The 25,628-nt window shown below is 57.6% G+C and carries 25 protein-coding genes; 3 read left to right on the forward strand and 22 right to left on the reverse strand.

Annotation, left to right across the window (positions count from 1 at the left end):
• Positions 1-64: 64 nt before the first annotated feature.
• The 17 genes from HX815_RS09235 to mnmG all read right to left on the reverse strand — a co-directional run bounded on the left by HX815_RS09235 (position 65) and on the right by mnmG (position 16,711).
• Complete coding sequence (locus HX815_RS09235; RefSeq protein WP_177028102.1) at positions 65-661, reverse strand: TniQ family protein; 597 nt, start codon at positions 659-661, stop codon at positions 65-67.
• A gap of 233 nt (positions 662-894) precedes the next feature.
• Complete coding sequence (glmS, locus tag HX815_RS09240; protein WP_003213537.1) at positions 895-2,727, reverse strand: glutamine--fructose-6-phosphate transaminase (isomerizing); 1,833 nt, start codon at positions 2,725-2,727, stop codon at positions 895-897.
• 10 nt (positions 2,728-2,737) lie between these two features.
• On the reverse strand, positions 2,738-3,505 hold the full coding sequence (locus HX815_RS09245; protein ID WP_003213539.1) for a DeoR/GlpR family DNA-binding transcription regulator: 768 nt from the start codon (positions 3,503-3,505) through the stop codon (positions 2,738-2,740).
• Between the two features lie 228 nt (positions 3,506-3,733).
• Positions 3,734-5,101, reverse strand: a complete 1,368-nt coding sequence (gene glmU / locus HX815_RS09250; RefSeq protein WP_102370203.1) for a bifunctional UDP-N-acetylglucosamine diphosphorylase/glucosamine-1-phosphate N-acetyltransferase GlmU — start codon at positions 5,099-5,101, stop codon at positions 3,734-3,736.
• Positions 5,102-5,216: 115 nt separating this feature from the next.
• Positions 5,217-5,642, reverse strand: a complete 426-nt coding sequence (locus HX815_RS09255; protein ID WP_008439541.1) for a F0F1 ATP synthase subunit epsilon — start codon at positions 5,640-5,642, stop codon at positions 5,217-5,219.
• Between the two features lie 44 nt (positions 5,643-5,686).
• Positions 5,687-7,066, reverse strand: a complete 1,380-nt coding sequence (gene atpD / locus HX815_RS09260; RefSeq protein WP_003213545.1) for a F0F1 ATP synthase subunit beta — start codon at positions 7,064-7,066, stop codon at positions 5,687-5,689.
• A gap of 27 nt (positions 7,067-7,093) precedes the next feature.
• Positions 7,094-7,954: a F0F1 ATP synthase subunit gamma gene (atpG, locus tag HX815_RS09265; RefSeq protein ID WP_003213547.1), complete on the reverse strand. Its 861-nt coding sequence runs from the start codon at positions 7,952-7,954 to the stop codon at positions 7,094-7,096.
• Between the two features lie 50 nt (positions 7,955-8,004).
• A complete protein-coding gene (atpA, locus tag HX815_RS09270; protein ID WP_003213549.1) occupies positions 8,005-9,549 on the reverse strand; it encodes a F0F1 ATP synthase subunit alpha in 1,545 nt (514 codons plus the stop codon).
• 21 nt (positions 9,550-9,570) lie between these two features.
• Positions 9,571-10,107 carry a F0F1 ATP synthase subunit delta gene (locus tag HX815_RS09275; protein WP_003213551.1) on the reverse strand — a complete coding sequence of 179 codons (537 nt, stop codon included), beginning with the start codon at positions 10,105-10,107 and terminating at the stop codon, positions 9,571-9,573.
• 12 nt (positions 10,108-10,119) lie between these two features.
• Positions 10,120-10,590: a F0F1 ATP synthase subunit B gene (locus tag HX815_RS09280; RefSeq protein ID WP_008439543.1), complete on the reverse strand. Its 471-nt coding sequence runs from the start codon at positions 10,588-10,590 to the stop codon at positions 10,120-10,122.
• 56 nt (positions 10,591-10,646) lie between these two features.
• Positions 10,647-10,904 (reverse strand): F0F1 ATP synthase subunit C, encoded by a 258-nt coding sequence (gene atpE / locus HX815_RS09285; RefSeq protein ID WP_002555987.1) that lies wholly within the window; start codon positions 10,902-10,904, stop codon positions 10,647-10,649.
• Positions 10,905-11,037: 133 nt separating this feature from the next.
• Positions 11,038-11,907: a F0F1 ATP synthase subunit A gene (gene atpB / locus HX815_RS09290; RefSeq protein ID WP_003213554.1), complete on the reverse strand. Its 870-nt coding sequence runs from the start codon at positions 11,905-11,907 to the stop codon at positions 11,038-11,040.
• A 16-nt stretch (positions 11,908-11,923) separates the two neighbouring features.
• Positions 11,924-12,331, reverse strand: a complete 408-nt coding sequence (locus tag HX815_RS09295) for a F0F1 ATP synthase subunit I (RefSeq protein WP_177028103.1) — start codon at positions 12,329-12,331, stop codon at positions 11,924-11,926.
• Between the two features lie 148 nt (positions 12,332-12,479).
• On the reverse strand, positions 12,480-13,352 hold the full coding sequence (locus HX815_RS09300) for a ParB/RepB/Spo0J family partition protein (protein ID WP_063033750.1): 873 nt from the start codon (positions 13,350-13,352) through the stop codon (positions 12,480-12,482).
• Between the two features lie 9 nt (positions 13,353-13,361).
• Complete coding sequence (locus HX815_RS09305) at positions 13,362-14,159, reverse strand: ParA family protein (RefSeq protein WP_003213559.1); 798 nt, start codon at positions 14,157-14,159, stop codon at positions 13,362-13,364.
• A gap of 18 nt (positions 14,160-14,177) precedes the next feature.
• Positions 14,178-14,822 (reverse strand): 16S rRNA (guanine(527)-N(7))-methyltransferase RsmG, encoded by a 645-nt coding sequence (rsmG, locus tag HX815_RS09310; protein WP_003213561.1) that lies wholly within the window; start codon positions 14,820-14,822, stop codon positions 14,178-14,180.
• The gene (gene mnmG, locus HX815_RS09315) at positions 14,819-16,711 is read right to left on the reverse strand and encodes a tRNA uridine-5-carboxymethylaminomethyl(34) synthesis enzyme MnmG (RefSeq protein WP_177028104.1); all 1,893 of its coding nucleotides are present in this window, start codon (positions 16,709-16,711) and stop codon (positions 14,819-14,821) included. The genes rsmG and mnmG overlap by 4 nt, the downstream gene beginning before the upstream one ends.
• A 586-nt stretch (positions 16,712-17,297) precedes the next feature.
• On the opposite strand from mnmG, the gene HX815_RS09320 reads away from it, so the two are divergent.
• From HX815_RS09320 to HX815_RS09330, 3 genes are all read left to right on the forward strand, one after another.
• Positions 17,298-17,804 (forward strand): sigma-70 family RNA polymerase sigma factor, encoded by a 507-nt coding sequence (locus HX815_RS09320; RefSeq protein ID WP_008439546.1) that lies wholly within the window; start codon positions 17,298-17,300, stop codon positions 17,802-17,804.
• Positions 17,804-18,748 carry a FecR domain-containing protein gene (locus HX815_RS09325; protein ID WP_177020335.1) on the forward strand — a complete coding sequence of 315 codons (945 nt, stop codon included), beginning with the start codon at positions 17,804-17,806 and terminating at the stop codon, positions 18,746-18,748. Before HX815_RS09320 ends, HX815_RS09325 begins: the two co-directional genes overlap by 1 nt.
• A 93-nt stretch (positions 18,749-18,841) precedes the next feature.
• Complete coding sequence (locus HX815_RS09330) at positions 18,842-21,283, forward strand: TonB-dependent siderophore receptor (protein WP_177028105.1); 2,442 nt, start codon at positions 18,842-18,844, stop codon at positions 21,281-21,283.
• Between the two features lie 22 nt (positions 21,284-21,305).
• On the opposite strand, the gene mnmE is transcribed toward HX815_RS09330, so the two are convergent.
• The 5 genes from mnmE to rpmH all read right to left on the reverse strand — a co-directional run bounded on the left by mnmE (position 21,306) and on the right by rpmH (position 25,235).
• The gene (gene mnmE, locus HX815_RS09335; protein ID WP_008439550.1) at positions 21,306-22,676 is read right to left on the reverse strand and encodes a tRNA uridine-5-carboxymethylaminomethyl(34) synthesis GTPase MnmE; all 1,371 of its coding nucleotides are present in this window, start codon (positions 22,674-22,676) and stop codon (positions 21,306-21,308) included.
• 80 nt (positions 22,677-22,756) lie between these two features.
• On the reverse strand, positions 22,757-24,439 hold the full coding sequence (yidC, locus tag HX815_RS09340; RefSeq protein ID WP_003213572.1) for a membrane protein insertase YidC: 1,683 nt from the start codon (positions 24,437-24,439) through the stop codon (positions 22,757-22,759).
• 2 nt (positions 24,440-24,441) lie between these two features.
• On the reverse strand, positions 24,442-24,687 hold the full coding sequence (yidD, locus tag HX815_RS09345; protein ID WP_003213574.1) for a membrane protein insertion efficiency factor YidD: 246 nt from the start codon (positions 24,685-24,687) through the stop codon (positions 24,442-24,444).
• A complete protein-coding gene (gene rnpA / locus HX815_RS09350) occupies positions 24,680-25,084 on the reverse strand; it encodes a ribonuclease P protein component (RefSeq protein ID WP_010168490.1) in 405 nt (134 codons plus the stop codon). Before rnpA ends, yidD begins: the two co-directional genes overlap by 8 nt.
• Before the next feature lie 16 nt (positions 25,085-25,100).
• Complete coding sequence (gene rpmH / locus HX815_RS09355; RefSeq protein ID WP_003213577.1) at positions 25,101-25,235, reverse strand: 50S ribosomal protein L34; 135 nt, start codon at positions 25,233-25,235, stop codon at positions 25,101-25,103.
• Between the last annotated feature and the right edge of the window lie 393 nt (positions 25,236-25,628).

Raw genomic sequence — 25,628 nt, forward strand, 5'->3', positions numbered from 1 at the left:
CCGATTGGCATATAGCTCTGGGCTTCGCTGATGCCGGATTGCTTTCAACCAGTGAACAACTACGTCAATGACAGAGCTTCCGCGCAACTGCTACACGGGTGAAGACCGTTGTTCCACGCGGGCTCGCTCTTTCTCGTTCTGCTTTCCTTGCAGCGCGGCCCCTGCTCAACTCAACCTCTCCCATGGGGTGGTTGATGAAGTGCTGTTCGTAGGTACGGATCAATCCAGCATCGTGACTTGCCATAAGAAGGACCGAGTTGTGTTTGTGGCACACCGTCACATTAGGGTAGGTGTAGCGCCTCCAGTAGGAAAACCCCCGGCTTTCCAAATCCTCCCTGACACAGTCCGGGCAGTAGGCGGAGCTGAGCACGTTTAGGCAGGGCGCCTTCGAAGCGTACAGCGATCCAGAATAGGAGATGTCTTGGTCGCCCTTGATAACATGCTTAGCTGCCAACAACGTGTGGTTGTGAACCAACCGGTTGAAACCGTAGCAGCCTGGCCAGCCGATAAGTCCAGCAATCTTGCGTAACTGCTTGGTGTCGAAGACGCTGCGAGGAGACAGATCATCTAGTAGCGAGCTCTCTGACGAGTACTGATTGATATGAATTGCTCGTATCACAAACGAGATTAGGGACTCATCGGGCTGGATCTGCAAAAGCATCAGAAGGTCCTGAGGTTGCTGCGGCCACGTAGGCAGCAAACGAAAAACGCCGTTACATGAGTGATGCCTTCAAGCGGCTCCCTGAGCGCTGCGACAGATTTTTAATCTTCAAAACCACCGGAGAAAGCGTCACTGGCGACTTAGCCGGAGGGTCGAAGGCGCCAGCGACAGACTTTATTTAGTTCCGACAGACTTTATTTCGTAGCTTCAAGTTTTGGTGGTTCGGGTGCGGCTTATTCCACCGTCACCGACTTCGCCAGGTTACGCGGCTGGTCAACGTCGGTGCCCTTCAGCACAGCGACGTAATACGACAGCAGCTGCAGCGGGATGGTGTAGAGGATCGGCGACAGGGTGTCGTGGATGTGCGGCATGTTGATGACGTGGGTGCCTTCGCCATTGGTCATGCCGGCCTTCTCGTCCGCGAACACGATCAGTTGGCCGCCACGGGCGCGCACTTCCTGCAGGTTGGACTTTAGCTTCTCCAGCAGTTCGTTGTTCGGCGCGACGGTAACGACTGGCATGTCGTCATCCACCAGGGCCAGCGGACCGTGCTTGAGCTCACCGGCCGGGTAGGCTTCGGCGTGGATGTAGGAGATTTCCTTGAGCTTGAGCGAACCTTCCATTGCCACCGGGTATTGCGCACCACGGCCGAGGAACAGGGTGTGGTGTTTGTCGGCGAACAGCTCAGCGACTTTCTCCACGGTGCTGTCCATGGCCAGGGCTTCACCCAGGCGGGCCGGCAGGCGGCGCAGTTCTTCGACCAGGTGTGCCTCGACGCCTTCGCCCAGCGTGCCGCGAACCTGGCCCAGGGACAGGGTCAGCAACAACAGGCCGACCAACTGGGTGGTGAAGGCCTTGGTGGATGCCACGCCGATTTCACGACCGGCCTGGGTCAGCAGGGTCAGGTCGGACTCGCGCACCAGGGAGCTGATGCCGACGTTGCAGATCGCCAGGCTGCCGAGGAAGCCCAGTTCCTTGGCGTTGCGCAGGGCGGCCAGGGTGTCGGCGGTTTCGCCGGACTGGGAGATGGTCACGAACAGAGTGTCGGGCTGCACCACCACCTTGCGGTAGCGGAATTCGCTGGCGACTTCGACCTGGCACGGGATGCCGGCCAGTTCTTCCAGCCAGTAACGGGCGACCATACCGGCGTGGTAGCTGGTGCCGCAGGCGACGATTTGCACGTTGCGCACTTTGGCGAACAGCTCGGCAGCTTGCGGGCCGAAGGCTTGCACCAATACCTGGTTCTGGCTCAGGCGACCTTCCAGGGTGCGTTGCACCACGGCCGGTTGCTCGTGGATTTCCTTGAGCATGAAGTGGCGGAACTCGCCCTTGTCGGCGGCTTCGGCGCCGTCACGATACTGCACGGCCTCACGTTCCACGGACTGGCCGTCAACGTCCCAGATCTGCACGCTTTCACGGCGGATTTCGGCGATGTCGCCTTCTTCCAGGTACATGAAGCGGTCAGTCACCTGACGCAGGGCCAGTTGGTCGGAGGCGAGGAAGTTCTCGCCCAGGCCCAGGCCGATCACCAATGGGCTGCCGCTGCGGGCGGCGACCAGGCGGTCAGGCTGGCTGGCGCTGATCACGGCCAGGCCATAGGCGCCATGCAGTTCCTTGACGGTGGCCTTGAGAGCGTTGGTCAGGTCGCCGATGTCCTTGAGCTTGTGGTTCAGCAGGTGGGCGATGACTTCGGTGTCGGTGTCCGAGGTGAAGACATAACCCTGGCCCTTGAGTTGTTCACGCAGCACTTCGTGGTTTTCGATGATGCCGTTGTGCACAACCGCCAGGTCACCGGAGAAGTGCGGGTGAGCATTGCGTTCGCACGGCGCGCCGTGGGTGGCCCAACGGGTGTGGGCGATACCCAGGCGGCCTACCAGCGGCTCACCGGCCAACGCTTGTTCGAGTTCGCTGACCTTGCCCGGGCGACGCATGCGCTCAAGCTTGCCGGCGTTGGTAAAGAGCGCCACACCGGCGCTGTCGTAGCCACGGTATTCCAGGCGTTTGAGGCCTTCGAGCAAAATGGCAGTGACGTTTCGTTCAGCGACTGCGCCAACAATTCCACACATGGTTTCTCTCCTAGATGACTGCCGCGCAAATCAGCGTGATGCCGCGGGCTTGAATCTGGTCGCGGGCCTCAAGTGGCAGGCGATCATCGGTAATAAGGGTATGGACGCTGCTCCAGGGCAGTTCCAGGTTGGGGATCTTGCGGCCAATCTTGTCGGACTCGACCATCACCACCACTTCGCGGGCGACTTCGGCCATGACGCGGCTCAGCCCCAGTAATTCGTTGAAAGTGGTGGTGCCGCGCTCCAGGTCGATGCCATCGGCACCAATAAAGAGCTGGTCGAAATCGTAGGAACGCAGTACCTGTTCGGCGACCTGGCCCTGGAACGAGTCCGAATGCGGGTCCCAGGTGCCGCCGGTCATCAACAATACCGGCTCGTGTTCCAGGTCGCTCAAGGCGCTGGCCACGTGCAGGGAGTTGGTCATCACCACCAGGCCGGGCTGGTGGCCCAATTCGGGGATCATGGCGGCGGTGGTGCTGCCGCTGTCGATGATGATGCGCGCGTGTTCCCGCAAACGCCGGACGGCCGCACGGGCGATGGCGCGCTTGTAGGCCGAAATGGGCTGTGCCGGATCACCGACCAGTTCCTGAGGCATGGTGATGGCGCCACCGTAGCGACGCAGCAACAGACCGTTACTTTCGAGGGCCGCCAGGTCCTTGCGGATGGTGACTTCCGAGGTTTCGAAACGCTTGGCCAATTCGTCCACGCTGACTTCACCTTGCTCGGTGAGCATGGCAAGGATGTTGTGGCGACGTTGGGGTGTATTTCGTTTCGACATGGTGATGATAAGTTTCGTTTCGAAAGATAACGAAGGCAATCAAAACCTATTCATTCAAAATGGTCAAGCATGCGACTGAGTTTTTTGAATCAACACAGATAAAAATGTGGGAGCGGGCTTGCTCGCGAAGGCGGTGTGTCAGTCGGCGCATGTATCAACCGAAAGACCGCCTTCGCGAGCAAGCCCGCTCCCACATAAGTACCGCAGTGTTTCAGGGTTGTGGATAACTCAGGTCTTTTTGATTTTGACCGGGCGTTTCCAGCCGTCGATGTTGCGCTGGCGGGCGCGGGCCACGGCCAACTGGGACTTATCCACATCCTGGTTGATGGTGGAACCTGCGGCGGTGTTTGAACCATCACCGATAGTGACGGGGGCGATCAGCGAGTTGTTGGAGCCGATAAACACGTCTTCGCCAATGGTCGTCTGGTACTTGTTGGCGCCGTCGTAATTGCAGGTGATGGCGCCTGCGCCGATATTGCTGCGGGCACCGATCACTGCATCACCGAGGTAAGCCAGATGGCCGGCCTTGGCGTCGTCACCCATCCGGGCGTTTTTCAGTTCTACAAAGTTACCCACATGGGCGCGAGCGCCCAGCACGCTGCCCGGACGCAAACGCGCGAACGGACCGGCATCACTGCCCTCGCCCATCACCGCACCGTCGATATGGCTGTTGGCCTTGATCACCACACCCTTGCGCAGGGTGCTGTCCTTGATCACGCAGTTCGGCCCGATCACCACGTCGTCTTCAATGACCACGCGGCCTTCGAGGATCACGTTAATATCGATCAGCACGTCGCGGCCAACGGTGACGTCACCCCGCACATCGAAACGTGCCGGATCACGCAGCGTCACGCCCAGCGCCATCAGGCGGCGGCCTTCACGCAGTTGGTAGTGACGCTCCAGCTCCGCCAGTTGCTTGCGGTCGTTGGCGCCCTGCACTTCCATCGGGTCGTGGGGCTGTTCGGTGGCGACCACCAGGCCATCGCTGACGGCCATCTCGATGACGTCGGTCAGGTAGTACTCGCCCTGGGCGTTGTTGTTGGACAAGCGGCTCATCCAGTCAGCCAGGCGGTCAGCCGGCACAGCGAGGATGCCGGTGTTGCCTTCAGTGATGGCGCGCTGGGCTTCGCTGGCGTCTTTATGCTCGACGATGGCGGCGACCTTGCCGTCAGCGTTGCGCACGATGCGACCGTAGCCGGTCGGGTCGTCCAACTCGACAGTGAGCAAGCCCATCTGGCCTGGCACCACGTGCTTGAGCAGGCGCTGCAAGGTTTCCACTTCGATCAGCGGCACGTCACCGTAGAGGATCAGCACGGTGTCGGCCTTGATGAACGGCACGGCCTGCGCGGTGGCATGCCCGGTACCCAATTGCTTGTCCTGCAATACGAAATTCAGGTCATCCGCCGCCAGCCGCTCACGCACCACATCGGCACCGTGGCCGATCACCACATGAATGCGCTGTGGATCCAGCTGCCGGGCGCTGTGGATAACATGGCCAAGCATGGAGTTGCCGGCAACCGGGTGCAGCACCTTGGGCAGGGCCGAACGCATGCGGGTGCCCTGGCCTGCGGCAAGAATTACGATTTCGAGAGACATGAATGGCTACCAATCCTGGGCGGTCAGACTTCAGACCAAAGAAGTGTTTTGCAAAAAAAGAAAAAGGGTAGCCGAGGCTACCCTTTTTAATCAATCACGCATGAGGCTTGACGGCTTAGCCGCCAAACTTCTTGCGGATCTGCTGGACGGTGCGCAGCTGAGCTGCGGCCTCGGCCAGACGTGCAGCAGCAGAACCGTAGTCGAAATCTGCGCCTTTTTCGTTCAGGGCCTTCTCGGCAGCCTTGACGGCTTCCTGAGCGGAGGCTTCATCCAGGTCGGCAGCACGTTGCACGGTGTCGGCAAGTACCTTGACCATGTTCGGCTGAACCTCGAGGAAACCACCGGAGATGTAAAACACCTCCCGTTCCCCGCCCAGCTTGGTCAGAGTGATCGGACCAGGCTTCAAGGATGTAATCAATGGCGCGTGGCCAAAGTTAATACCCAGGTCGCCCAGTTCGCCGTGTGCAATCACACTCTCGATCTGACCGGAGAAGATTTCCCCTTCCGCGCTGACGATATCGCAATGGAATGTCATAGCCATCTGCTTGCCTCAACCTGATTAGCGCCCGTTACCGGGCGCCGGAATTACAGTTTCTTGGCTTTCTCGATCGCTTCTTCGATGCCGCCGACCATGTAGAACGCTTGTTCTGGCAGGTGGTCGTAGTCACCGTTGAGGATGCCTTTGAAGCCAGCAATGGTGTCTTTCAGGGAAACGTATTTACCCGAGGCACCGGTGAAGACTTCAGCCACGAAGAACGGCTGCGACAAGAAGCGCTGGATCTTACGAGCGCGGGATACCAACTGCTTGTCGGTTTCCGACAGCTCGTCCATACCCAGGATCGCAATGATGTCCTTCAGTTCTTTGTAACGCTGCAGAACGTACTGGACGCCGCGAGCGGTGTCGTAGTGTTCCTGGCCGATGACGTTCGGGTCCAGCTGGCGCGAAGTCGAGTCCAGTGGATCGACCGCTGGGTAGATACCCAGGGAGGCGATGTCACGGGACAGTACGACGGTGGCGTCCAAGTGGGCGAACGTGGTCGCTGGCGACGGGTCAGTCAAGTCATCCGCAGGTACGTATACCGCTTGGATCGAGGTGATCGAACCGTTTTTGGTCGAAGTGATACGCTCTTGCAGAGTACCCATCTCTTCGGCCAGGGTCGGCTGGTAACCTACTGCGGAAGGCATACGGCCCAGCAGTGCGGATACTTCAGTACCGGCCAGGGTGTAACGGTAGATGTTGTCGACGAACAGCAGAACGTCGTTACCTTCGTCACGGAACTTCTCGGCCATGGTCAGGCCGGTCAGTGCTACGCGCAGACGGTTACCCGGCGGCTCGTTCATCTGACCGTAAACCAGTGCCACTTTGTCCAGAACGTTGGAATCCTTCATCTCGTGGTAGAAGTCGTTACCCTCACGAGTACGCTCACCCACACCGGCGAACACGGAATAACCGCTGTGCTCGATGGCGATGTTACGGATCAGTTCCATCATGTTTACGGTTTTGCCTACACCGGCACCACCGAACAGACCGACTTTACCGCCCTTGGCGAACGGGCAAACCAGGTCGATAACCTTGATGCCGGTTTCCAGCAGGTCGTTGCCGCCCGCTTGTTCCGCGAAGGAAGGCGCAGGACGGTGAATGCCCCAGCGCTCTTCGGTGTCGATTGGACCGGCTTCGTCGATCGGGTTACCGAGGACGTCCATGATCCGGCCCAGGGTCGCTTTACCGACCGGTACGGAGATGGCTGCGCCAGAGTCAGTGACTTCCAGACCGCGCTTCAAGCCTTCGGTGGAACCCATTGCAATGGTACGAACCACACCGTCGCCCAGCTGCTGCTGAACTTCCAGGGTGGTGCCTGCATCGCTTTTGACTTTCAAAGCGTTGTAGATGCTCGGTACGCTGTCGCGTGGGAATTCCACGTCGATAACGGCGCCGATGATTTGAACGATACGTCCGCTACTCATAGCTGGATCCTCTGAATATTTGAACCGTTAAACCGCGGCAGCGCCGCCGACGATTTCCGAGATCTCTTGGGTGATCGCAGCCTGACGCGCCTTGTTGTAGATCAGCTGCAAATCGCTGATCAAATCACCGGCGTTGTCGGTAGCGTTCTTCATCGCGATCATCCGCGCAGCTTGTTCAGCCGCGTTGTTCTCGACCACCGCCTGGTACACCTGCGACTCCACGTAGCGCACCATCAAGCCGTCAAGCAGCTCTTTGGCGTCTGGTTCGTAGAGGTAGTCCCAGTGGTGCTTGAGTTCTTGTTCCGGGGCGGCCACCAATGGAATCAACTGCTCCACGGTAGGCTGTTGCGTCATGGTGTTGATGAACTTGTTGGATACCACGGAGAGGCGGTCAATCCGGCCTTCCAGGTATGCATCCAGCATCACCTTGACGCTGCCGATCAAATCATTGATCGACGGTTCTTCACCCAGGTGGCTGATAGCTGCAACGACGTTACCGCCGAAGTTGCGGAAAAAGGCCGCACCCTTGCTACCGACCACACACAGATCGATCTCGACGCCTTTTTCGCGGTTTACCGCCATGTCCTTGACCAGGGCCTTGAACAGGTTGGTATTCAAACCACCGCACAAACCACGGTCACTGCTCACCACGACATAACCGACGCGCTTTACTTCGCGATCGATCATGAACGGGTGGCGATATTCCGGGTTGGCGTTAGCCAGATGACCAATAACCTGGCGGATACGCTCCGCGTAGGGACGGCTAGCAGCCATGCGCATTTGTGCCTTGCGCATTTTGCTGACCGCCACTTTTTCCATGGCGCTGGTGATCTTTTGCGTGCTTTTGATGCTCGCAATCTTACTGCGAATCTCTTTTGCGCCTGCCATGTAACACCTATCAGGTTAGCAAGCGGGAGCCTCGCGGCCCCCGCTGCGGCTTACCAGGTTTGGGTGGCCTTGAACTTCTCGATACCGGCTTTGATGCCAGCGTCGATGTCGTCATTGAAGTCACCCTTCACGTTGATCTTCGCCATCAATTCGGCGTGATCGCGGTTGAAGTAAGCAATCAGCGCTTGTTCGAAGCTGCCGACCTTGGTGATTTCAACGTCGGTCAGGAACCCACGCTCAGCGGCATACAGCGACAGCGCCATGTCAGCGATCGACATTGGTGCGTATTGCTTCTGCTTCATCAGCTCGGTAACGCGCTGACCATGCTCAAGTTGCTTACGGGTCGCTTCGTCCAGGTCAGAAGCGAACTGGGCGAATGCCGCCAGTTCACGGTACTGAGCCAGAGCGGTACGGATACCACCGGAGAGCTTCTTGATGATCTTGGTCTGAGCGGCACCACCCACACGGGATACCGAAACACCGGCGTTCACTGCAGGACGGATCCCGGAGTTGAACATGGCCGATTCCAGGAAGATCTGACCGTCGGTGATGGAAATCACGTTGGTCGGAACGAACGCGGAAACGTCGCCAGCCTGGGTTTCGATGATCGGCAGTGCGGTCAGGGAACCGGTTTTGCCGGTCACTGCGCCGTTGGTGAACTTCTCTACGTATTCTTCCGAAACGCGGGATGCGCGCTCCAGCAGACGGGAGTGGAGATAGAACACGTCGCCTGGGTAAGCTTCACGGCCTGGTGGACGGCGCAGCAGCAGGGAAATCTGGCGGTAAGCCACTGCTTGCTTGGACAGATCGTCATAAACGATCAGCGCGTCTTCACCGCGGTCGCGGAAGTATTCGCCCATGGTGCAACCGGAGTACGGTGCCAGGAACTGAAGTGCAGCGGATTCCGAAGCACTGGCGGCCACGACGATGGTGTTAGCCAGGGCGCCGTTTTCTTCCAGCTTGCGAACCACGTTGGCGATGGTCGATTGTTTCTGACCGATGGCTACGTAGACGCAGAAAATCCCGCTGTCTTTCTGGTTGATGATCGCGTCGATCGCCAGAGCGGTTTTACCGATCTGACGGTCACCGATGATCAGCTCACGCTGGCCACGGCCGACAGGAATCATGGCATCGACAGCCTTGTAGCCAGTCTGTACAGGCTGGTCTACCGACTTACGCCAGATCACGCCTGGAGCAACTTTCTCGACCGCATCGGTCTCGGTGTTGTTCAGCGGACCTTTGCCGTCAACTGGGTTACCCAGTGCGTCGACAACGCGACCCAGCAGTTCCTTACCAACCGGAACTTCCAGGATGCGGCCTGTGCACTTGGCGCTCATGCCTTCGGCCAGAGTCTGGTAGGAGCCCAATACAACGGCACCTACAGAGTCTTGCTCCAGGTTGAGGGCCATACCGTAGACGCCGCCCGGAAACTCGATCATCTCGCCGTACATTACGTCGGCCAGACCGTGAATCCGCACGATGCCGTCAGATACGCTGACGACAGTGCCTTCGTTACGGGCTTGGGAGGTCACATCGAGCTTGTCGATGCGGCCCTTGATAATTTCACTTATTTCGGAAGGATTGAGTTGCTGCATTGCTCTGCTGCCCCTTCAAACTCAAGATTTCAATGCTTCGGCAAGATTCGCGAGTTTGCCGCGAATCGAGCCATCGATAACCAGGTCGCCGGCGCGAATGATGACACCACCAATCAGGGTGGCATCCTCCGCAACTTGCAGGCGCACTTCCCGGTCGAGTCGTGCACTGAGAACCTTGGCGAGTTTGTCTTGCTGTTCTTGGTTCAATGCAAAAGCACTGGTCACTTCAACATCTACCGATTTCTCTTGTTCGGCCTTGTACAGGTCAAACAGAGCGGCGATCTCCGGCAGAAGCGGGAGACGGTCGTTTTCGGCAACGACGTGGATGAAGTTCTGCACTTTTACATCAAACTTGTCGCCGCACACGTCAATAAACGTGGCGGCCTTGTCTGCGCTCGTCAGTCGCGGGGCCTTGAGCACGCGCTGCATGGTGTCGTCTTGCGACACTGCTGCAGCCAGGCCGAGCATGGCTGACCAAGAGGCCAGCTGCTGGTGGGCCTGGGCGTGCTCGAAGGCTGCCTTAGCGTAAGGTCGGGCCAACGTGGTCAATTCTGCCATGATCGCCCTCGCTTAAATTTCAGCAGCCAGTTTGTTTACCAGCTCCGCGTGCGCGTTTTGATCGATTGTGGCACCCAGGATCTTCTCAGCACCGCCGACGGCCAGAGCACCCAGTTGGGCACGCAGCGCATCTTTGACACCGTTCAGTTCCTGCTCGATCTCGGCTTGAGCCTGAACCTTCACACGGTCAGCGTCGATACGGGCTTTTTCAACAGCCTCTTCAACGATCTGGTTACCGCGTTTCTTGGCTTGCTCAATGATTTCAGCTGCCTGAGCTTTCGCTTCGCGCAGTTGTTGACCCGCTTTATCTTGGGCCAACTCCAGGTCGCGAGCTGCTCGTGCGGCAGCGTCCAGTCCGTCTGCGATCTTCTTCTGACGTTCGTGCAAAGCCGCGATGACCGGAGGCCATACGAACTTCATGCAGAAAACTACAAAAATCAAGAACGCTAAGGACTGACCAATAATGGTTGCATTAATGTTCACGCCAATACCTCGCTCGTTCGTTGCACAACACACCAATCACTCGAAAAAACGAGTGATTAACCGGCGAGTTGACCAACGAAGGGGTTCGCGAAGGTGAAGAACAGAGCGATACCAACACCGATCATGGTCACGGCGTCGAGCAGGCCGGCGACGATGAACATTTTAACTTGCAGCATTGGAACCATTTCTGGCTGACGCGCTGCGCCTTCCAGGAACTTGCCGCCCAGCAGGCCGAAACCAATGGCAGTACCCAGGGCGCCCAGGCCGATCAACAGTGCAACAGCGATAGCGGTTAGACCAACTACAGTTTCCATCTTTCCTCCCGACTTTTACGTCGTATGGTTTAGGTTTTTTAGATTTTAAAGCGGTAAAACAAATCGTTTCATAGCCCTTCAGGGCTACCCTCCCGTTTGACCGGGAGGGACATCAGACTAGTCGAGACTGGTCTTAATGGTTCTCTTCGTGCGCCATCGACAGGTAGACGATGGTCAGCATCATGAAGATAAACGCCTGCAGGGTGATGATCAGGATGTGGAACACAGCCCACGCCCACTGCAGAACAATGCCCAGGCCGCTAAGCCAGAGCAGACCACTGCCGAACATCACAGCGATCAGAATGAACACCAGCTCGCCGGCATACATGTTGCCGAACAGTCGCAGGGCCAGGGAAATCGGCTTGGCGACCAGGGTCACGAACTCCAGCAGGAAGTTCACCGGGATCAGCAGCGCTTGAACGAAGATGTTCTTGCTGCCGAACGGGTGCAGGGTCAGTTCGCCGATGAAGCCGCCGATGCCCTTGATCTTGATGCTGTAGAAAATGATCAACGCGAACACCGACAGGGCCATGCCCAGGGTGGCGTTAGGGTCCGTGGTCGAAACCGCACGGAATGGAATGTGGTGATCGCCGGAGATCAGGATGGCCAGCTGAGGAATCCAGTCGACCGGGATCAGGTCGACGGCGTTCATCAGGAACACCCAGACGAAGATGGTCAGTGCCAACGGTGCAATCACCGCGCTACGACCATGGAAGCTGTCCCGCACGCTGCCATCGACGAATTCGACCAATACTTCAACGAAGTTCTGCAAAGCACCTGGCTGACCGGAAGTCGCCTTCTTTGCCGCCATGCGGAAAATCAGGACGAAGATCAGACCCAATGCGACAGACCAGCCCAGAGTATCCAGGTGGAATGCCCAGAAGCCCATTTCTTTGGCTTCTGCTGCGGAGTGGGCAAAGCCCCAGCCGCCGTTGGGAAGCTGACCGAAGGTCAAGTTCTGCAAGTGGTGCTGGATATAGCCCGAAGCGGTTGTTTCTGCCATGGTTGCCTCAAACGCCCTAAGGTTTCGAAAGTCTTGTTTTCATTAGCGGGGGAGCGAACCAGCTGACCAGTTGGGTCAACACGAAGACGCCGAATACAGCCAGCGGCGCCAATGGCTTCACACCTGCAAAGGTCAGTGCAAACAGCACTGCCGTCAAAATCAATTTCCCCGCCTCGCCGGCATAAAAAGACCGGACGATAGCCTGGGCTGCTCGGGCGCCGGAAAACCGAAAGGCCCTGTGAGCAAAATACATATTGGGCAGCAAGGCTATCAGGCCTCCGCAGAGTCCCGAGTATCCGGCTACGACTCCATACCAATACCAGAGCGCCAAAGAGGCGATCAGTAAAATGACAAATTGAGCCACTAAAACCGGGAAAACGGCCAAGCGATGGAACGGCAACGTGTTTGGCGTGCGGGTTTCCATCACTCTTGCTCCTCAATGGTCGGCTGCCGGAAATCAATAACTTGGCATAATTTGTGCCGACAAAATGCGCGCAGAGTATAGGGGCGGTTCTGCCCCTATTCAACTGCCGGGTAGTGATTTCCGACTGCGCGCTACAGAAGCAATTGTTTCAGCGGATGTGGGCAAGGACGCCCTGAAGCTCATCCAATGAGTTATATCCGATGACCAATTGCCCTTTGCCTTTCTTGCCATGACGAATTTGCACCGCAGAGCCTAGGCGTTCGGCCAGGCGCTGCTCCAGGCGTGCAATATCCGGATCAGGTTTGGCGGTTTCGACCGGTGCAGGTTTGCCACTGAGCCACTGGCGAACCAGGGCCTCGGTCTGACGAACGGTGAGGCCTCGTGCGACAACGTGTCGCGCCCCCTCAACCTGTTGATTTTCCGGCAAACCGAGCAAAGCACGGGCATGACCCATTTCCAGGTCGCCATGGGAAAGCATGGTTTTGATGACTTCCGGCAGCGCGATCAGGCGCAACAGGTTGGACACGGTAACCCGGGACTTGCCCACCGCATCCGCGACTTCCTGCTGAGTCAGTTTGAATTCCTGCTGCAAACGCTGCAGGGCGATCGCTTCCTCGATCGGATTGAGGTCTTCACGCTGGATGTTCTCGATCAACGCCATGGCGATGGCGGTTTCATCCGGCACATCGCGCACCATTGCCGGAATGGTTTCCTTGCCGGCCTGCTGGCTGGCGCGCCAGCGGCGCTCGCCGGCGATGATTTCAAAGCGGCCAGCACCAATCGGGCGCACCACGATCGGCTGCATCACGCCCTGGGCCTTGATCGAATTCGCCAATTCCTCCAGCGCCTGCGGGTCCATGTCCCGGCGCGGCTGGTATTTGCCGCGCTGGATCAGGTCCAGCGGCAGGTGCTGCAGCTCGCGCTCGTCGGCCTGCACTGCCTGTTCTTCAAGCGAAGTGACAGTCGGACCACTCAGCAGTGCATCCAGTCCACGTCCGAGACCTCGTTTCTTGACGGCCATGGGGATTCCTTAAGTTGGCTGGGCTGCAGCGGTGCGTGAATTGCGGCGTTGACGGCGAACCATCTCGCCGGCCAGCGCCAGATAGGCAATGGCGCCGCGGGAAGACTTGTCGTACGCCAGCGCGGGCATGCCATAGCTTGGCGCTTCGGCCAGGCGGATGTTGCGTGGAATCACGGTGTCGTAGAGCTGATCGCCGAAGTGTTCCTTGAGCTGTGCCGACACATCGTTCATCAGGCTCAGGCGCGGGTCATACATGGTCCGCAGCAGGCCTTCGATTTGCAGGTTCGGGTTGAGCAACTCGGCGATACGCTTGATGTTATCCACAAGGTCGCTCAAGCCTTCGAGCGCGAAGTACTCGCACTGCATGGGGATAATCACCCCGTCGGCCGCAACCAGTGCGTTCAACGTCAGCATCGACAGCGACGGCGGGCAGTCGATCAAAATGTAGTCGTAATTCTCGCGAATCGGCGCCAGAGCGCTGCGCAGACGGCTTTCTTTCATCTGCATTTCCAGCAGCACCACTTCCGCCGCGGTCAAATCGCGGTTGGCCGGCAGCAGTTGATAACCGCCGTGCTCGGAGAAGTGCATGGCCTGGGCCAGGTCGCACTCGCCAATCAGCAAGTCGTAGACCGAGTTTTCCAGGCCGTGTTTATCCACACCGCTACCCATGGTGGCGTTGCCCTGTGGATCGAGATCGATCAACAGCACCCGACGCTTGGTAGCGACCAGGGATGCTGCGAGGTTGATGCAGGTGGTGGTTTTGCCCACGCCACCTTTCTGGTTCGCTATCGCGAATACCTTAGCCATTCTTGCTTGTGTTCCCAATCATGCCGTGCGGCGCAGTATCAGCAGATGGCGTTGGCCTTGGCAACCGGGTACGGCCAAGGCGTGTTCGCTATCGAGGTGGAAGTCTGCCGGCAATGCTAACAGCTCGTCGCTTGGATGAACGCCCTTCATTGCCAGCCAACGGGTATCGCGGTCGCCGAGGTGGCGGGTCCAGTTGCTGAAGTTCTCCATGCTGCTGAACGCCCGGGAAACAATTCCGTTGAAAGGCTGTTCAGGCGTAAAGGCTTCGACGCGACTGTGGATAACTTGCAGGTTATCCAGCTTGAGTTCGAGTTTGACCTGGGTCAGGAAGCGGGTTTTCTTGCCGTTGCTGTCCAGGCAGGTCACTTGCGACTCCGGAAACAGGATCGCCAGCGGGATGCCGGGCATGCCGCCGCCGCTGCCAACGTCGAGCCAGCGGCCGTTTTCGATAAACGGCATCACGCTGAGACTGTCGAGCAGATGGCGGGAGACCATTTCGTCCGGGTCACGCACCGCAGTGAGGTTGTAAGCCTTGTTCCATTTGATCAACAGGGCCAGATAACCCAGCAGCAACTCGTGCTGGGCTTCGGTCAGGTTGACGCCAAGCTGGCGAGCACCTGTGGATAACTCTTCGGCGTGTTGCGAGGTGACCAACGAACTCAAGCGCTTTGCTCCAACTGACGGCCCGCGCCGCGTTTTTTCAAATGAATCATCAACAGCGAAATGGCTGCCGGCGTGACGCCCGGGACACGGGACGCCTGGCCCAGGGTCTCCGGTCGAGTTATCCCCAGCTTGCCTTGGATCTCTTTCGACAGCCCGGAAATGTTTGTGTAATCGATATCCACAGGCAGCTTGGTGTCTTCGCTGGCCCGCAGACGAGCGATCTCATCCTGCTGGCGGTCAATGTAACCGGCGTATTTGGTCTTGATTTCGACCTGCTCGGCGACTTGTGGATCTTCTGCGCCAGCGCCGGTGACCGAGATCAGACCAGCGTAGTCGATTTCCGGCCGGGACAGCAGGTTCAGCAAGTTGTATTCGTGAGTCAGCGGCGTGCCGAATTTTTCGGCAATCGCGTCGCCTTGCTCGGTGCCCGGGCGAACCCAAGAACTTTTCAGGCGTTGCTCTTCCAACGCGATACTTTCGCGTTTTTTGCAGAAGGCCGCCCAACGCACGTCGTCGACCAGGCCCAATTCGCGACCTTTTTCGGTCAAGCGCAGGTCGGCGTTGTCTTCCCGCAGGATCAGGCGGTATTCGGCCCGGGACGTAAACATCCGGTACGGTTCCTGGGTTCCGAGGGTGATCAGGTCGTCGACCAACACACCGATGTACGCCTCATCGCGACGCGGGCACCAGCTGTCTTTGCCCTGTGCACGCAGTGCCGCGTTGGTTCCGGCCAGCAAACCCTGGGCGCCGGCTTCTTCGTAACCGGTGGTGCCGTTGATTTGCCCTGCAAAGAACAAACCGCCGATGACCTTGGTTTCCAGGCTGTATTTCAGGTCACGCGGGTCGAAGTAGTCGTACTCGATGGCGTAGCCAGGACGCACGATGTGCGCATTTTCCATACCGCGAATCGATTGCACGATCTGGATTTGCACGTCGAACGGCAGAGACGTGGAAATTCCGTTCGGGTACAGCTCATGGGTGGTCAGACCTTCCGGCTCGATGAAGACCTGGTGGCTTTCCTTGTCGGCAAAGCGGTGGATCTTGTCTTCGATCGACGGGCAGTAGCGCGGGCCAATACCTTCGATCACCCCGGAATACATCGGCGAACGGTCGAGGTTCGCAGCAATGATTTCGTGGGTGCGAGCGTTGGTATGGGTAATCCAGCAACTGACCTGTTTCGGATGCTGTTCCTTGGAGCCCATGAACGACATCACCGGGATCGGTGTATCACCGGCTTGCTCGGTCATCACCGAGAAATCCACAGACCGGCCATCAATTCGCGGCGGCGTGCCGGTTTTCAGGCGACCAACACGCAGTGGCAGTTCGCGAAGGCGCTGAGCCAAGGCGATTGACGGTGGATCACCGGCGCGGCCACCGGAATAGTTCTGCATACCGATGTGGATAAGTCCGCCGAGGAAGGTACCGGTGGTCAGCACCACGGATTCTGCGAAGAAACGCAGGCCCATTTGCGTGACAACACCGCGTACCTGGTCTTGTTCGACGATCAGGTCATCGGCTGCCTGTTGAAATATCCACAGGTTCGGCTGGTTTTCCAGGGTTTCGCGGACAGCGGCCTTGTACAGGATGCGGTCGGCTTGAGCACGTGTGGCTCGTACGGCCGGGCCTTTGCGACTGTTCAGTACGCGAAATTGAATACCACCCTTATCGGTGGCCATGGCCATCGCGCCGCCGAGGGCATCGATTTCCTTGACCAGGTGGCTTTTGCCAATCCCGCCAATTGCGGGATTGCAGCTCATGGCGCCGAGGGTTTCCACGTTATGCGTCAGCAACAGGGTTTTTGCCCCCATGCGTGCTGACGCCAGTGCTGCCTCGGTACCGGCATGACCGCCGCCGATGACGATCACTTCAAAACGGGAAGGGAAATCCACCACGCACCTCGTGCCTGCTTCTGTAGGTAATTAGGAATGAGCGTTCGAGATCAGGTTTTCGAACGAGTCGGCAAGTATAGGGACTTCGCCCTTCCTAAAGAACCCTTTGCACAAAATTTAACCAGCTGTGGATGAATCACGAACAATAGAAATTAAAAGAGAGAAATTTATTAAATCTTTGTTTTTATGTTTATTTCTACTGAGGCATGTTTCTGTGGATAAATCTCTACAGGCCTTTATTTACCTTATGTACAGAGATTCAAAAGTCTGTGGTTAGGTGCCAATGAGGCCCTTGGATAAGTGCTTTAAGCCTGTGGATTAAACGGGTGGTTATCCACAGAGGGGTTTTTACTCAGGTTTCAAGCCTGGTTATCAACTGGGCACAGGGGCGGTTATTCACAGGGCTTAATCCACAGAAAATACGGATCCCGATAAGTTTCAGGCAGGCAGATGCCTCCGAAAATCCTCGGTCAGGCAGGAAACAGTTCATTTGCATTTGTGAAACGGGTTGATGGAACGCCTATTGTGAGAAAGCGTCACGGCAGTTAATAATAGTTATTATCATTAACCTGCCTCGTCACCTCTCATGGCCCTTCCCTCGCATACCGTTGCAGTCCAACACATCTATGAGCAGCACCATTCGTGGTTGCACAGCTGGCTCAAGGGAAAGTTGCATAACGCCTGCGATGCAGCTGACGTGGCACACGATACGTTCGTGCGGATCCTGGGCGGCCGCAATGCGACGCAGATCCTCGAGCCCAGGGACTATCTGGCCACAGTTGCCCGGGGACTGGTGATTGACCGCTATCGTCGCCGCGCCATTGAGCAGGCCTATCTGCAAACCCTGGCAGACCGGCCCGAAGCGATCGCAATCAGTGAAGAAGACAAGGCCATCATCATTGAAACCCTCGTTGCTGTGGATAAAGCGTTGTGTGGGCTGGGGGAGCGGGCCAGGCGAATTTTCATGCTGTCCCAGGTCGAAGGCCTGACTTATCAACAGATCGCCGATCAGTTGCGTGTCTCGCTGACCACCGTCAAGAAACATATGGTTCGGGCCCTGACTGAATGCGCCTTGATCATGGCGGGCATGTAATGGCTGCCCCGGATCGCAAGACGTTCGAAGCCGCCGCCAGTTGGTACGTGCAATTTCAATCGCAGCCACCGACACCCGCGCAACAAAGTGCCTGGCAGCAATGGCTCAACGGCGATCCCTCCCATCAGGCGGCCTGGAACCAGATGGAGCAGTTGCAACGTGGCCTCGGTGCGCTACCCAAGGACTTCACCCGTCGTGCGCTCTCGGCCAGTCAACAACGGCGGCAAGTGCTCAAGCTGATGCTGATGCTCGGTGCCGCCGGGTACTTGGGGTGGAACGTTCAACAACACACATCCCTGGGCAACCTCTGGGCTGACTATCGGACCAAGGTCGGCGAACGACGGCGAATCGGGTTGGCCGACGGCACTCAAATTGACCTCAATACGAACACGGCTATCGACGTACTTTTCGATGGGCAGCAGCGACTGGTCCGTTTGCGTGAGGGGGAAGTACTTATCCACACCGGAAAGTCGGGCCGGCAAACACCGTTTTATGTTGAAACCCATGAGGGTCGTGTTCAAGCCTTGGGTACGCGGTTCACTGTTCGCCAACTGCAAGGGTCGACGCGGGTTGGTGTGCTGGAAGACCGGGTCAGCGTGCAACCCGTCGACCAGCCGGCCAATAGCCGAGTGCTCGGACCTGGTGAGAGTGTCGACTTCGGCACGCAAGACGTAGGCCCCAGCCATATCTATCGCGGGAACCAAGCCGCATGGGTCGACGGCCAACTGATCGTTCTGGATGCGCGACTGGGGGATGTCATCGACGAACTGGCGCGCTATCGGCCGGGCGTTATGCAGTGCGATGCCGCATCAGCGCGGCTGCGGGTGTCCGGCACTTTCCGTCTGGATTCCACCGACGCCGTATTGGCCAACCTGCAGGTCACGCTGCCGATCCACGTGAAGTATTTCACGCGCTATTGGGTCTCCGTAACGCTTACAGCTTGATACTGAAAAAATACTCTCAACGGGGGTTATCTTTTTTTTACCTGGCGCGGCCCTACAGGTAATCACGATGCTACCTTCAGGGCTTACTCACACATGCGCCTTCCTACAAAACTTCGCCAGCGTCTCTCCCATCACGGCATCACGTATGGCTTGCTGCTGGCCACGGCAGCGACTGCCAGCACCTTGCTATGCACTCGGGCCATTGCTGCCAGCCCAGTGCAACATTACGTGATCGCCTCCGGGCCACTCGACAATGCCTTGAGCCAATTCGCGTCGAAGGCCAATGTGATTCTGTCATTCTCGCCGCAGCAGACGGCGCGCCTGCAAAGTCCTGGGCTGGAGGGTGACTACTCGGTGGAGCAAGGGTTTGCGTTATTGCTGCAAAACTCGGGATTGCAGGCGGCGGTTCAAGGCCCCGGCAGCTACGCGCTGCAGCCGGCTGCGAGCGGGGAACAGCTCATGCTGGCCCCCACTACTGTCAGCACTTATCAACAGACTGGGTTCAATCAGGAAATTGCCGGGGACGTAGGTTACAAGGCGCAAAACAGCCGAATCGGTACCAAGACCAGCACACCATTGTCGGAAACCCCGCGCTCGGTGTCGGTGGTGACCGGTCAGCGCATCAAGGATCAAAAATCCCAGACACTCACCGAAGTGCTGGGCTATGTGCCGGGAATCTTTGCCCCTCCCTTCGCTGCGGGCGACGGGCTGGCCGGTGACTTGTTCTTCATTCGCGGTTTCAACGCTACGGATTATGGCTACGGCCTGCTGCGCGATGGCTTGCGAGTCCAAGGCAACCGGTATGACACCACCAGCGAACCTTATGGCCTGGAACGGGTGGAGATATTCCGTGGCCCTTCTTCCCTGCTCTACGGCGAAAACGCACCCGGTGGCCTGGTCAACCTGGTGAGTAAACACCCGACAGCTACACCACAAGGCGAAGTTCAGCTGACCTACGGTTCTAATAACCGGCGCCAGGTGGGTGTGGATATCTCCGGTCCCTTGGACGACAGCGGCAATATCCTTGGACGGGTGGTGATGCTCGGCAGGAAGTCCGACACCCAGACCGATCACGTTCCCGATGACCGTCTGTATATCGCACCGTCCCTGACCCTCAATTTCGACGACTACAACACCCTGACGCTGCTGGCCAACTACCAGAAAGACCACACCAATCTTGAACTTGGCCTACCTGCAGCAGGCACGTTACTGACCAACCCCAACGGAAAGCTCTCCAAGCACACCATGCTCGGTGACCCGGATTGGAACACCTTCGAACGGGAAACCTGGAGCACCGGCTACGAGTTCAGCCACAGCTTCAATGATGACTGGCAGTTTCGGCAGAACTCGCGCTACATGCAGTCGCGAATCACCCGCCATGAAACCTGGCCAGGCAACCTGAATAATGCGGGGTTCGGCACACAGCTGAACATGAATGCCTACGACCGCTACAACAAATCGATGGTCTACTCGCTGGATAACCAGTTGGAAGGCAAATTCCAGGTAGGCGGGCTGGAAAATACCGTGCTGTTCGGTGCCAGCTATGACCGTACCTCGTTCAGCCAGGATTGGAATGCCGGATTTGCAGGCACGATCAATGTGTATAACCCGGTGTACCTGAGGGACCCATTGACGCCTCTCACGGTGCAAAACACGTTGCTCGAACAGCAGATGAAAGGTGTTTATGCACAGCTTCAGAGCAAGTATGACCACTGGTTATTCTTGCTCGGCGGGCGGCAGGACTGGGTCGACAGTGATTTTCGCGACAAGGTGGCCAAGGCCGGCAACATCAGCTCTGAAGACCGCAAGTTCACCTATCAGGGCGGGATCATGTACCAGTTCGACAATGGCCTGACGCCATATGTCAGCTACTCGACCGCGTTCGTTCCGGTACAGCAGATCTCCAATGCCGGCACACCGCTGGACCCGATCACCAGCAGTCAATACGAAGTAGGCCTCAAGTACGAGCCGATCGGCTGGGACACGGCGATGACGTTGTCGGTCTATGACTTGCGCAAGCAGGACGACACGTACCTCGACGCCACGACCAATACCTACCGCCAGGTCGGCGAAAGCCGGGCCAAGGGTGTGGAAGTGGAGGTCAACAGCAACCTCACACCTAATTTGAACGTGACTGCGGCCTACACCTACACCGATGCTCGGATTACCAAGGATTCGGCAACGTCGCTCGTGGAAGGTCACCAGATGACCGGTGTTCCGCGTAATCAGGCTTCGGTCTGGGGCAAATACCGCTTTCTTGATGGCCAGCTCAAGGGCTTGTCCGTCGGCGGCGGCGTGCGCTACTTCGACAGCACTTTCGCTTACACCGCGCCTTCTCTATACGGGAAGCTGGATGCTGGAAGCGTGACGTTGGTGGATGCCGCCATTGGTTACCAGATTGACCAGCACTGGTCGGTAGACGTGAATGCGAAGAACCTGTTCGACAAGGAGTATGTGTCCGGCTGCAACGATGCGGGCCGCTGCTACTGGGGTGAAAGCCGGACGCTACTCGGAACTGTTTCCTACAACTGGTAACCAGCCAGCTGTGGATAACCGCCTATTTCCCGATACAGAAGCTTGAAAAGATCCGCCCCAACAAATCATCGGAGCTGAATGCGCCGGTGATCTCACCCAACAGCTGCTGCGCCTGGCGTAAATCCTCAGCCAGCAGCTCACCGGCTCCTGCCAGCGTCAGTTGCGCACGGCCATGCTCGAGGGCGGCGCTGGCATGCCGCAGTGCCTCCAGGTGCCTGCGACGAGCGCTGAAGCTGCTTTCCGAAGTCTGCTCGTAGCCCATGCACGCTTTCAGATGATCGCGCAGCAGTTCCAGCCCTTCTCCTGCAGCCTTGGCACTCAAGCTGATTGTCACGTGGCCATCTTCACTGACTTCCAGGGCAATTGCCTCGCCCGTCAGGTCAGCCTTGTTGCGAATCAGCGTGACCTTGGCCGGGTCCGGCCGTTGTTCGAGGAATTCCGGCCACAGTGCGAACGGGTCTGCAGCCTCTGGCGCGGTGGCGTCCACCACCAGCAACACGCGGTCAGCTTCCGTGATGGCCTTCAACGCGCGTTCCACCCCGATCTTTTCCACCTGGTCATCGGTGTCACGCAGTCCAGCGGTGTCCACCACATGCAGGGGCATGCCATCGATGTGGATATGTTCGCGCAGGATATCCCGCGTGGTGCCGGCGATCTCGGTGACGATCGCGGCCTCTCGCCCGGCCAGGGCATTGAGCAGGCTCGACTTGCCGGCGTTGGGACGGCCGGCAATCACCACGGTCATACCGTCACGCAGCAAGGCACCTTGCCCGGCTTCGCGCAGCACTGTGGATAACTCATCGCGAACCTTATCCAGCATCGCCAGGACATGGCCATCGGCAAGGAAGTCGATTTCTTCCTCCGGGAAATCAATCGCGGCCTCCACGTAGATGCGCAAGCTGATCAATTGCTCGGTGAGGTTATGCACACGCAGGGAAAACGCGCCCTGCAACGAGCGCAACGCATTGCGCGCAGCTTGTGCAGAGCTGGCTTCGATCAGGTCGGCAATCGCCTCGGCCTGGGCCAGGTCGAGTTTGTCGTTGAGGAACGCGCGTTCGCTGAATTCACCCGGACGTGCCAGGCGGCAACCCAACTGCAGGCAACGCTGCAGCAGCATGTCCAGAACGATCGGGCCGCCGTGGCCTTGCAGCTCCAGGACGTCTTCGCCGGTAAAGGAGTTCGGCCCCGGGAAATAAAGGGCGATACCTTCATCCAGCACTTCTTCATCAGCACCTAAAAACGGCCCGTAATGCGCATACCTCGGCTTCAGTTCCCGCCCGCTGATGGCCTGGGCCGCCACGCCGGCGAGCGGCCCGGAAATACGAACGATACCGACACCACCACGACCTTGAGCGGTGGCGACAGCGGCGATGGTTTCACGAGGAGCGCTCATGGCGGGTACCCGGATAAAAGTGACAGAAAGCAAAACGCCCCACTAGGGGGCGTCTTGAGTGGTGTTATCCACAGAGTAAATTACGCCTCGGCTTTTTTGGTAGCCGCTTCGATTTTACGTGTGATGTACCACTGTTGGGAGATCGACAGGCAGTTGTTGACCACCCAGTACAGCACCAGACCAGCCGGGAACCACAGGAAGAAGAAGGTGAAGATGATTGGCATCATTTTCATTACCTTGGCCTGCATCGGGTCCGGCGGAGTCGGGTTCAGACGCTGCTGGATGAACATGGTCGCGCCCATGATAATCGGCAGGATAAAGAACGGGTCTTTGATCGACAGGTCAGTTATCCACAGCATGAACGGCGCCTGGCGCATTTCCACGCTTTCCAGGAGCACCCAGTACAGCGACAGGAACACCGGCATCTGCACCAGAATCGGCAAGCATCCACCCAGCGGGTTGATCTTCTCTTTCTTGTACAGCTCCATCATGGCCTGGGACATTTTCTGCCGGTCATCGCCATGTTGTTCTTTCAGCGCAGCCAGTTTCGGGGCCACGGCACGCATACGCGCCATCGACTTGTAGCTGGCGGCCGACAGTGGGAAGAAGATCCCCTTGATCAGCATGGTCAGCAGGATAATCGAGAAGCCCCAGTTACCCACAATGCTGTGGATATGTTGCAGCAGCCAGAAAATCGGCTGGGCAATGAACCACAGAATGCCGTAATCCACAGTCAGTTCCAGACCTGGGGATAACTCTTTGAGGACTGCCTGGCTCTTCGGACCGGCGTACAACGTGGCGCTGGCTTCAGCCTTGGCACCCGGAGCGACGGTCAACGTCGGGCCAGTAAAGCCAATGATGTAGTTGCCTTGGCTGTCTTTGCGGGTTTGAACCAGGTTGGCATCACCTTTGTTCGGGATCCATGCGGTCACGAAGTAGTGTTGCAACCAGGCAACCCAGCCACCTTGAACGGTTTCTTTCAGCGCGCCCTTGTCGATATCTTTCATCGACACTTTTTTGTACGGCTCGCTACTTGTCCACAGGGCTGCGCCCAGGTAAGTCGCGGTGCCGGTGGCGGTGCTGGAAGAAGGATCGGCGCTGTTGTCACGCTTGAGCTGGGCAAACAGGTTGCCCGTCCACGGCTTCGCGCTTTCGTTGTCGATCAGGTAAGTGACTTTCAGATCGTACAAACCGCGGGTGAAGCTGAAACGCTTGATGTAGTTGACGCCGTCGTGACTGAATTTCAGGTCGACGTTCAACTGGTTCTGGCCATCGGCCAGTTGATAAGTCTTCTGTTCGGTCGAATAAACCGGACGACCGGTAGCACGAGCATCCGGACCGTCAGTACCGGTCAGGCCACTTTGCGCCAGATATACACGTTCGCCACCGTTATCGAACAGCTGGAACGGAACATCCGGATGGTCTTGGCGACGTGGATACAGCGGCAGCTTCAGCTGGGCGATATCACCACCCTGTGGGTCGATTGCCAGGTCCAGTACATCCGTTTTTACATGGATGAGGTCTTTATTGGTGACGACCGGGGTTTCTACCGGGGTACTGGTATCGGCATTCGCGCTGGGTACATCGGCACTGGCGGCAGCATTGTTACCCAGTGGCGTATCCGGAATAGCCGGCGCCGACTGATTGGTAGCAACATTCTGAGTCGGCAGGGCAGCTTGGCCATAATCCTGGTTCCACTTAAGAACCATAGAGTAGGACACGATTGCCAGGGCGACGATCAGGATCGTGCGTTTAATATCCATGATTACTCGGCCATCGAAGAAGAACGGGAGGTAGGGATAGGCGGAACCGGGTCATAACCACCGGGATTCCACGGATGACAGCGACCTAAACGACGAAAGGTCAGCCAGCCACCGCGCAGAAGGCCATGATTTTCTATGGCTTCCAACGCGTAGCAGGAACAACTGGGGTAGAAACGACAGTGGTTTGCCATCAGGGGACTAATGGCATAGCGGTAAAACTGGATCGGAACGAGGGCCAGTTTACGCATCAGTACTGTCTACCCCTACAGTTTCGGTGCTGACAGCTGGTGCTGGCTTGTTGGTACGAGCCAAACGTTTCCAGAGCTTGCCGAAATGCTGAATCAATTCGGGGTTTTCTACGTCCCCCAAGCCTTTGCGCGCGACGATAACAATATCCCAACCAACCAGAGTTTCCTGGTGGAGGCGAAACGATTCGCGCATCAGACGCTTGAGGCGATTGCGCTCAACGGAGAGCTTTACGCTCTTCTTGCCGATCACCAACCCGAGACGGGGGTGATCCAGATCGTTGTTACGCGCAAGGAGCAGGAGATTTTTCCCCGGAACCTTGCCGGTGGGGGAGTCAAAGACTGCCTTGAAATGCCGGGGGGTTAGCAGACGCTTTTCCCGACTGAAGTCCTGACTCACCACCAGTACCGGATTATCAAACTGCCAGACGCGCACGACCTTTGGCGCGGCGACGCGACAGGACAGCACGGCCGTTCTTGGTGGCCATGCGAGCACGGAAGCCGTGAGTACGGGCGCGTTTGATGGTGCTTGGTTGGAAAGTACGTTTCATGGCGTGTTACCTGGTTCGTCCACAACGGGCCGGAATGGCCCCCGTTTTAAGAGATCGGCGATTCTAGAGAAAGCAAGCCTCTAGGTCAATTTCCAACCAGCTTTTCCTTTAATTAGATATCTGGAGGCCTGCGGACCGAATCCGGGCGATTCGCCTTTCACGAGCAATGCCATAGATATAAAAATAAAGAAGGAAGTTATTTAAAGCTTTTCTGTAAAGCTTATAAAAGCTAGGCACCCCATCTTCTGTGGATAACTGCCTTTAGGCCATATTCTACGGGCTGTACAGAGAATGACAACACGGGGGAGAAACGGTGCTCTGCCTGTGCTGCGCTATCGGATAAGCTGTGTGTGGAATGGCTAGTTATCCACAGGCCAGTTACCCACAGACTTT

The sequence above is a fragment of the Pseudomonas sp. E6002 genome (assembly GCF_013385565.1).
In the GTDB taxonomy this organism is placed as follows: domain Bacteria; phylum Pseudomonadota; class Gammaproteobacteria; order Pseudomonadales; family Pseudomonadaceae; genus Aquipseudomonas.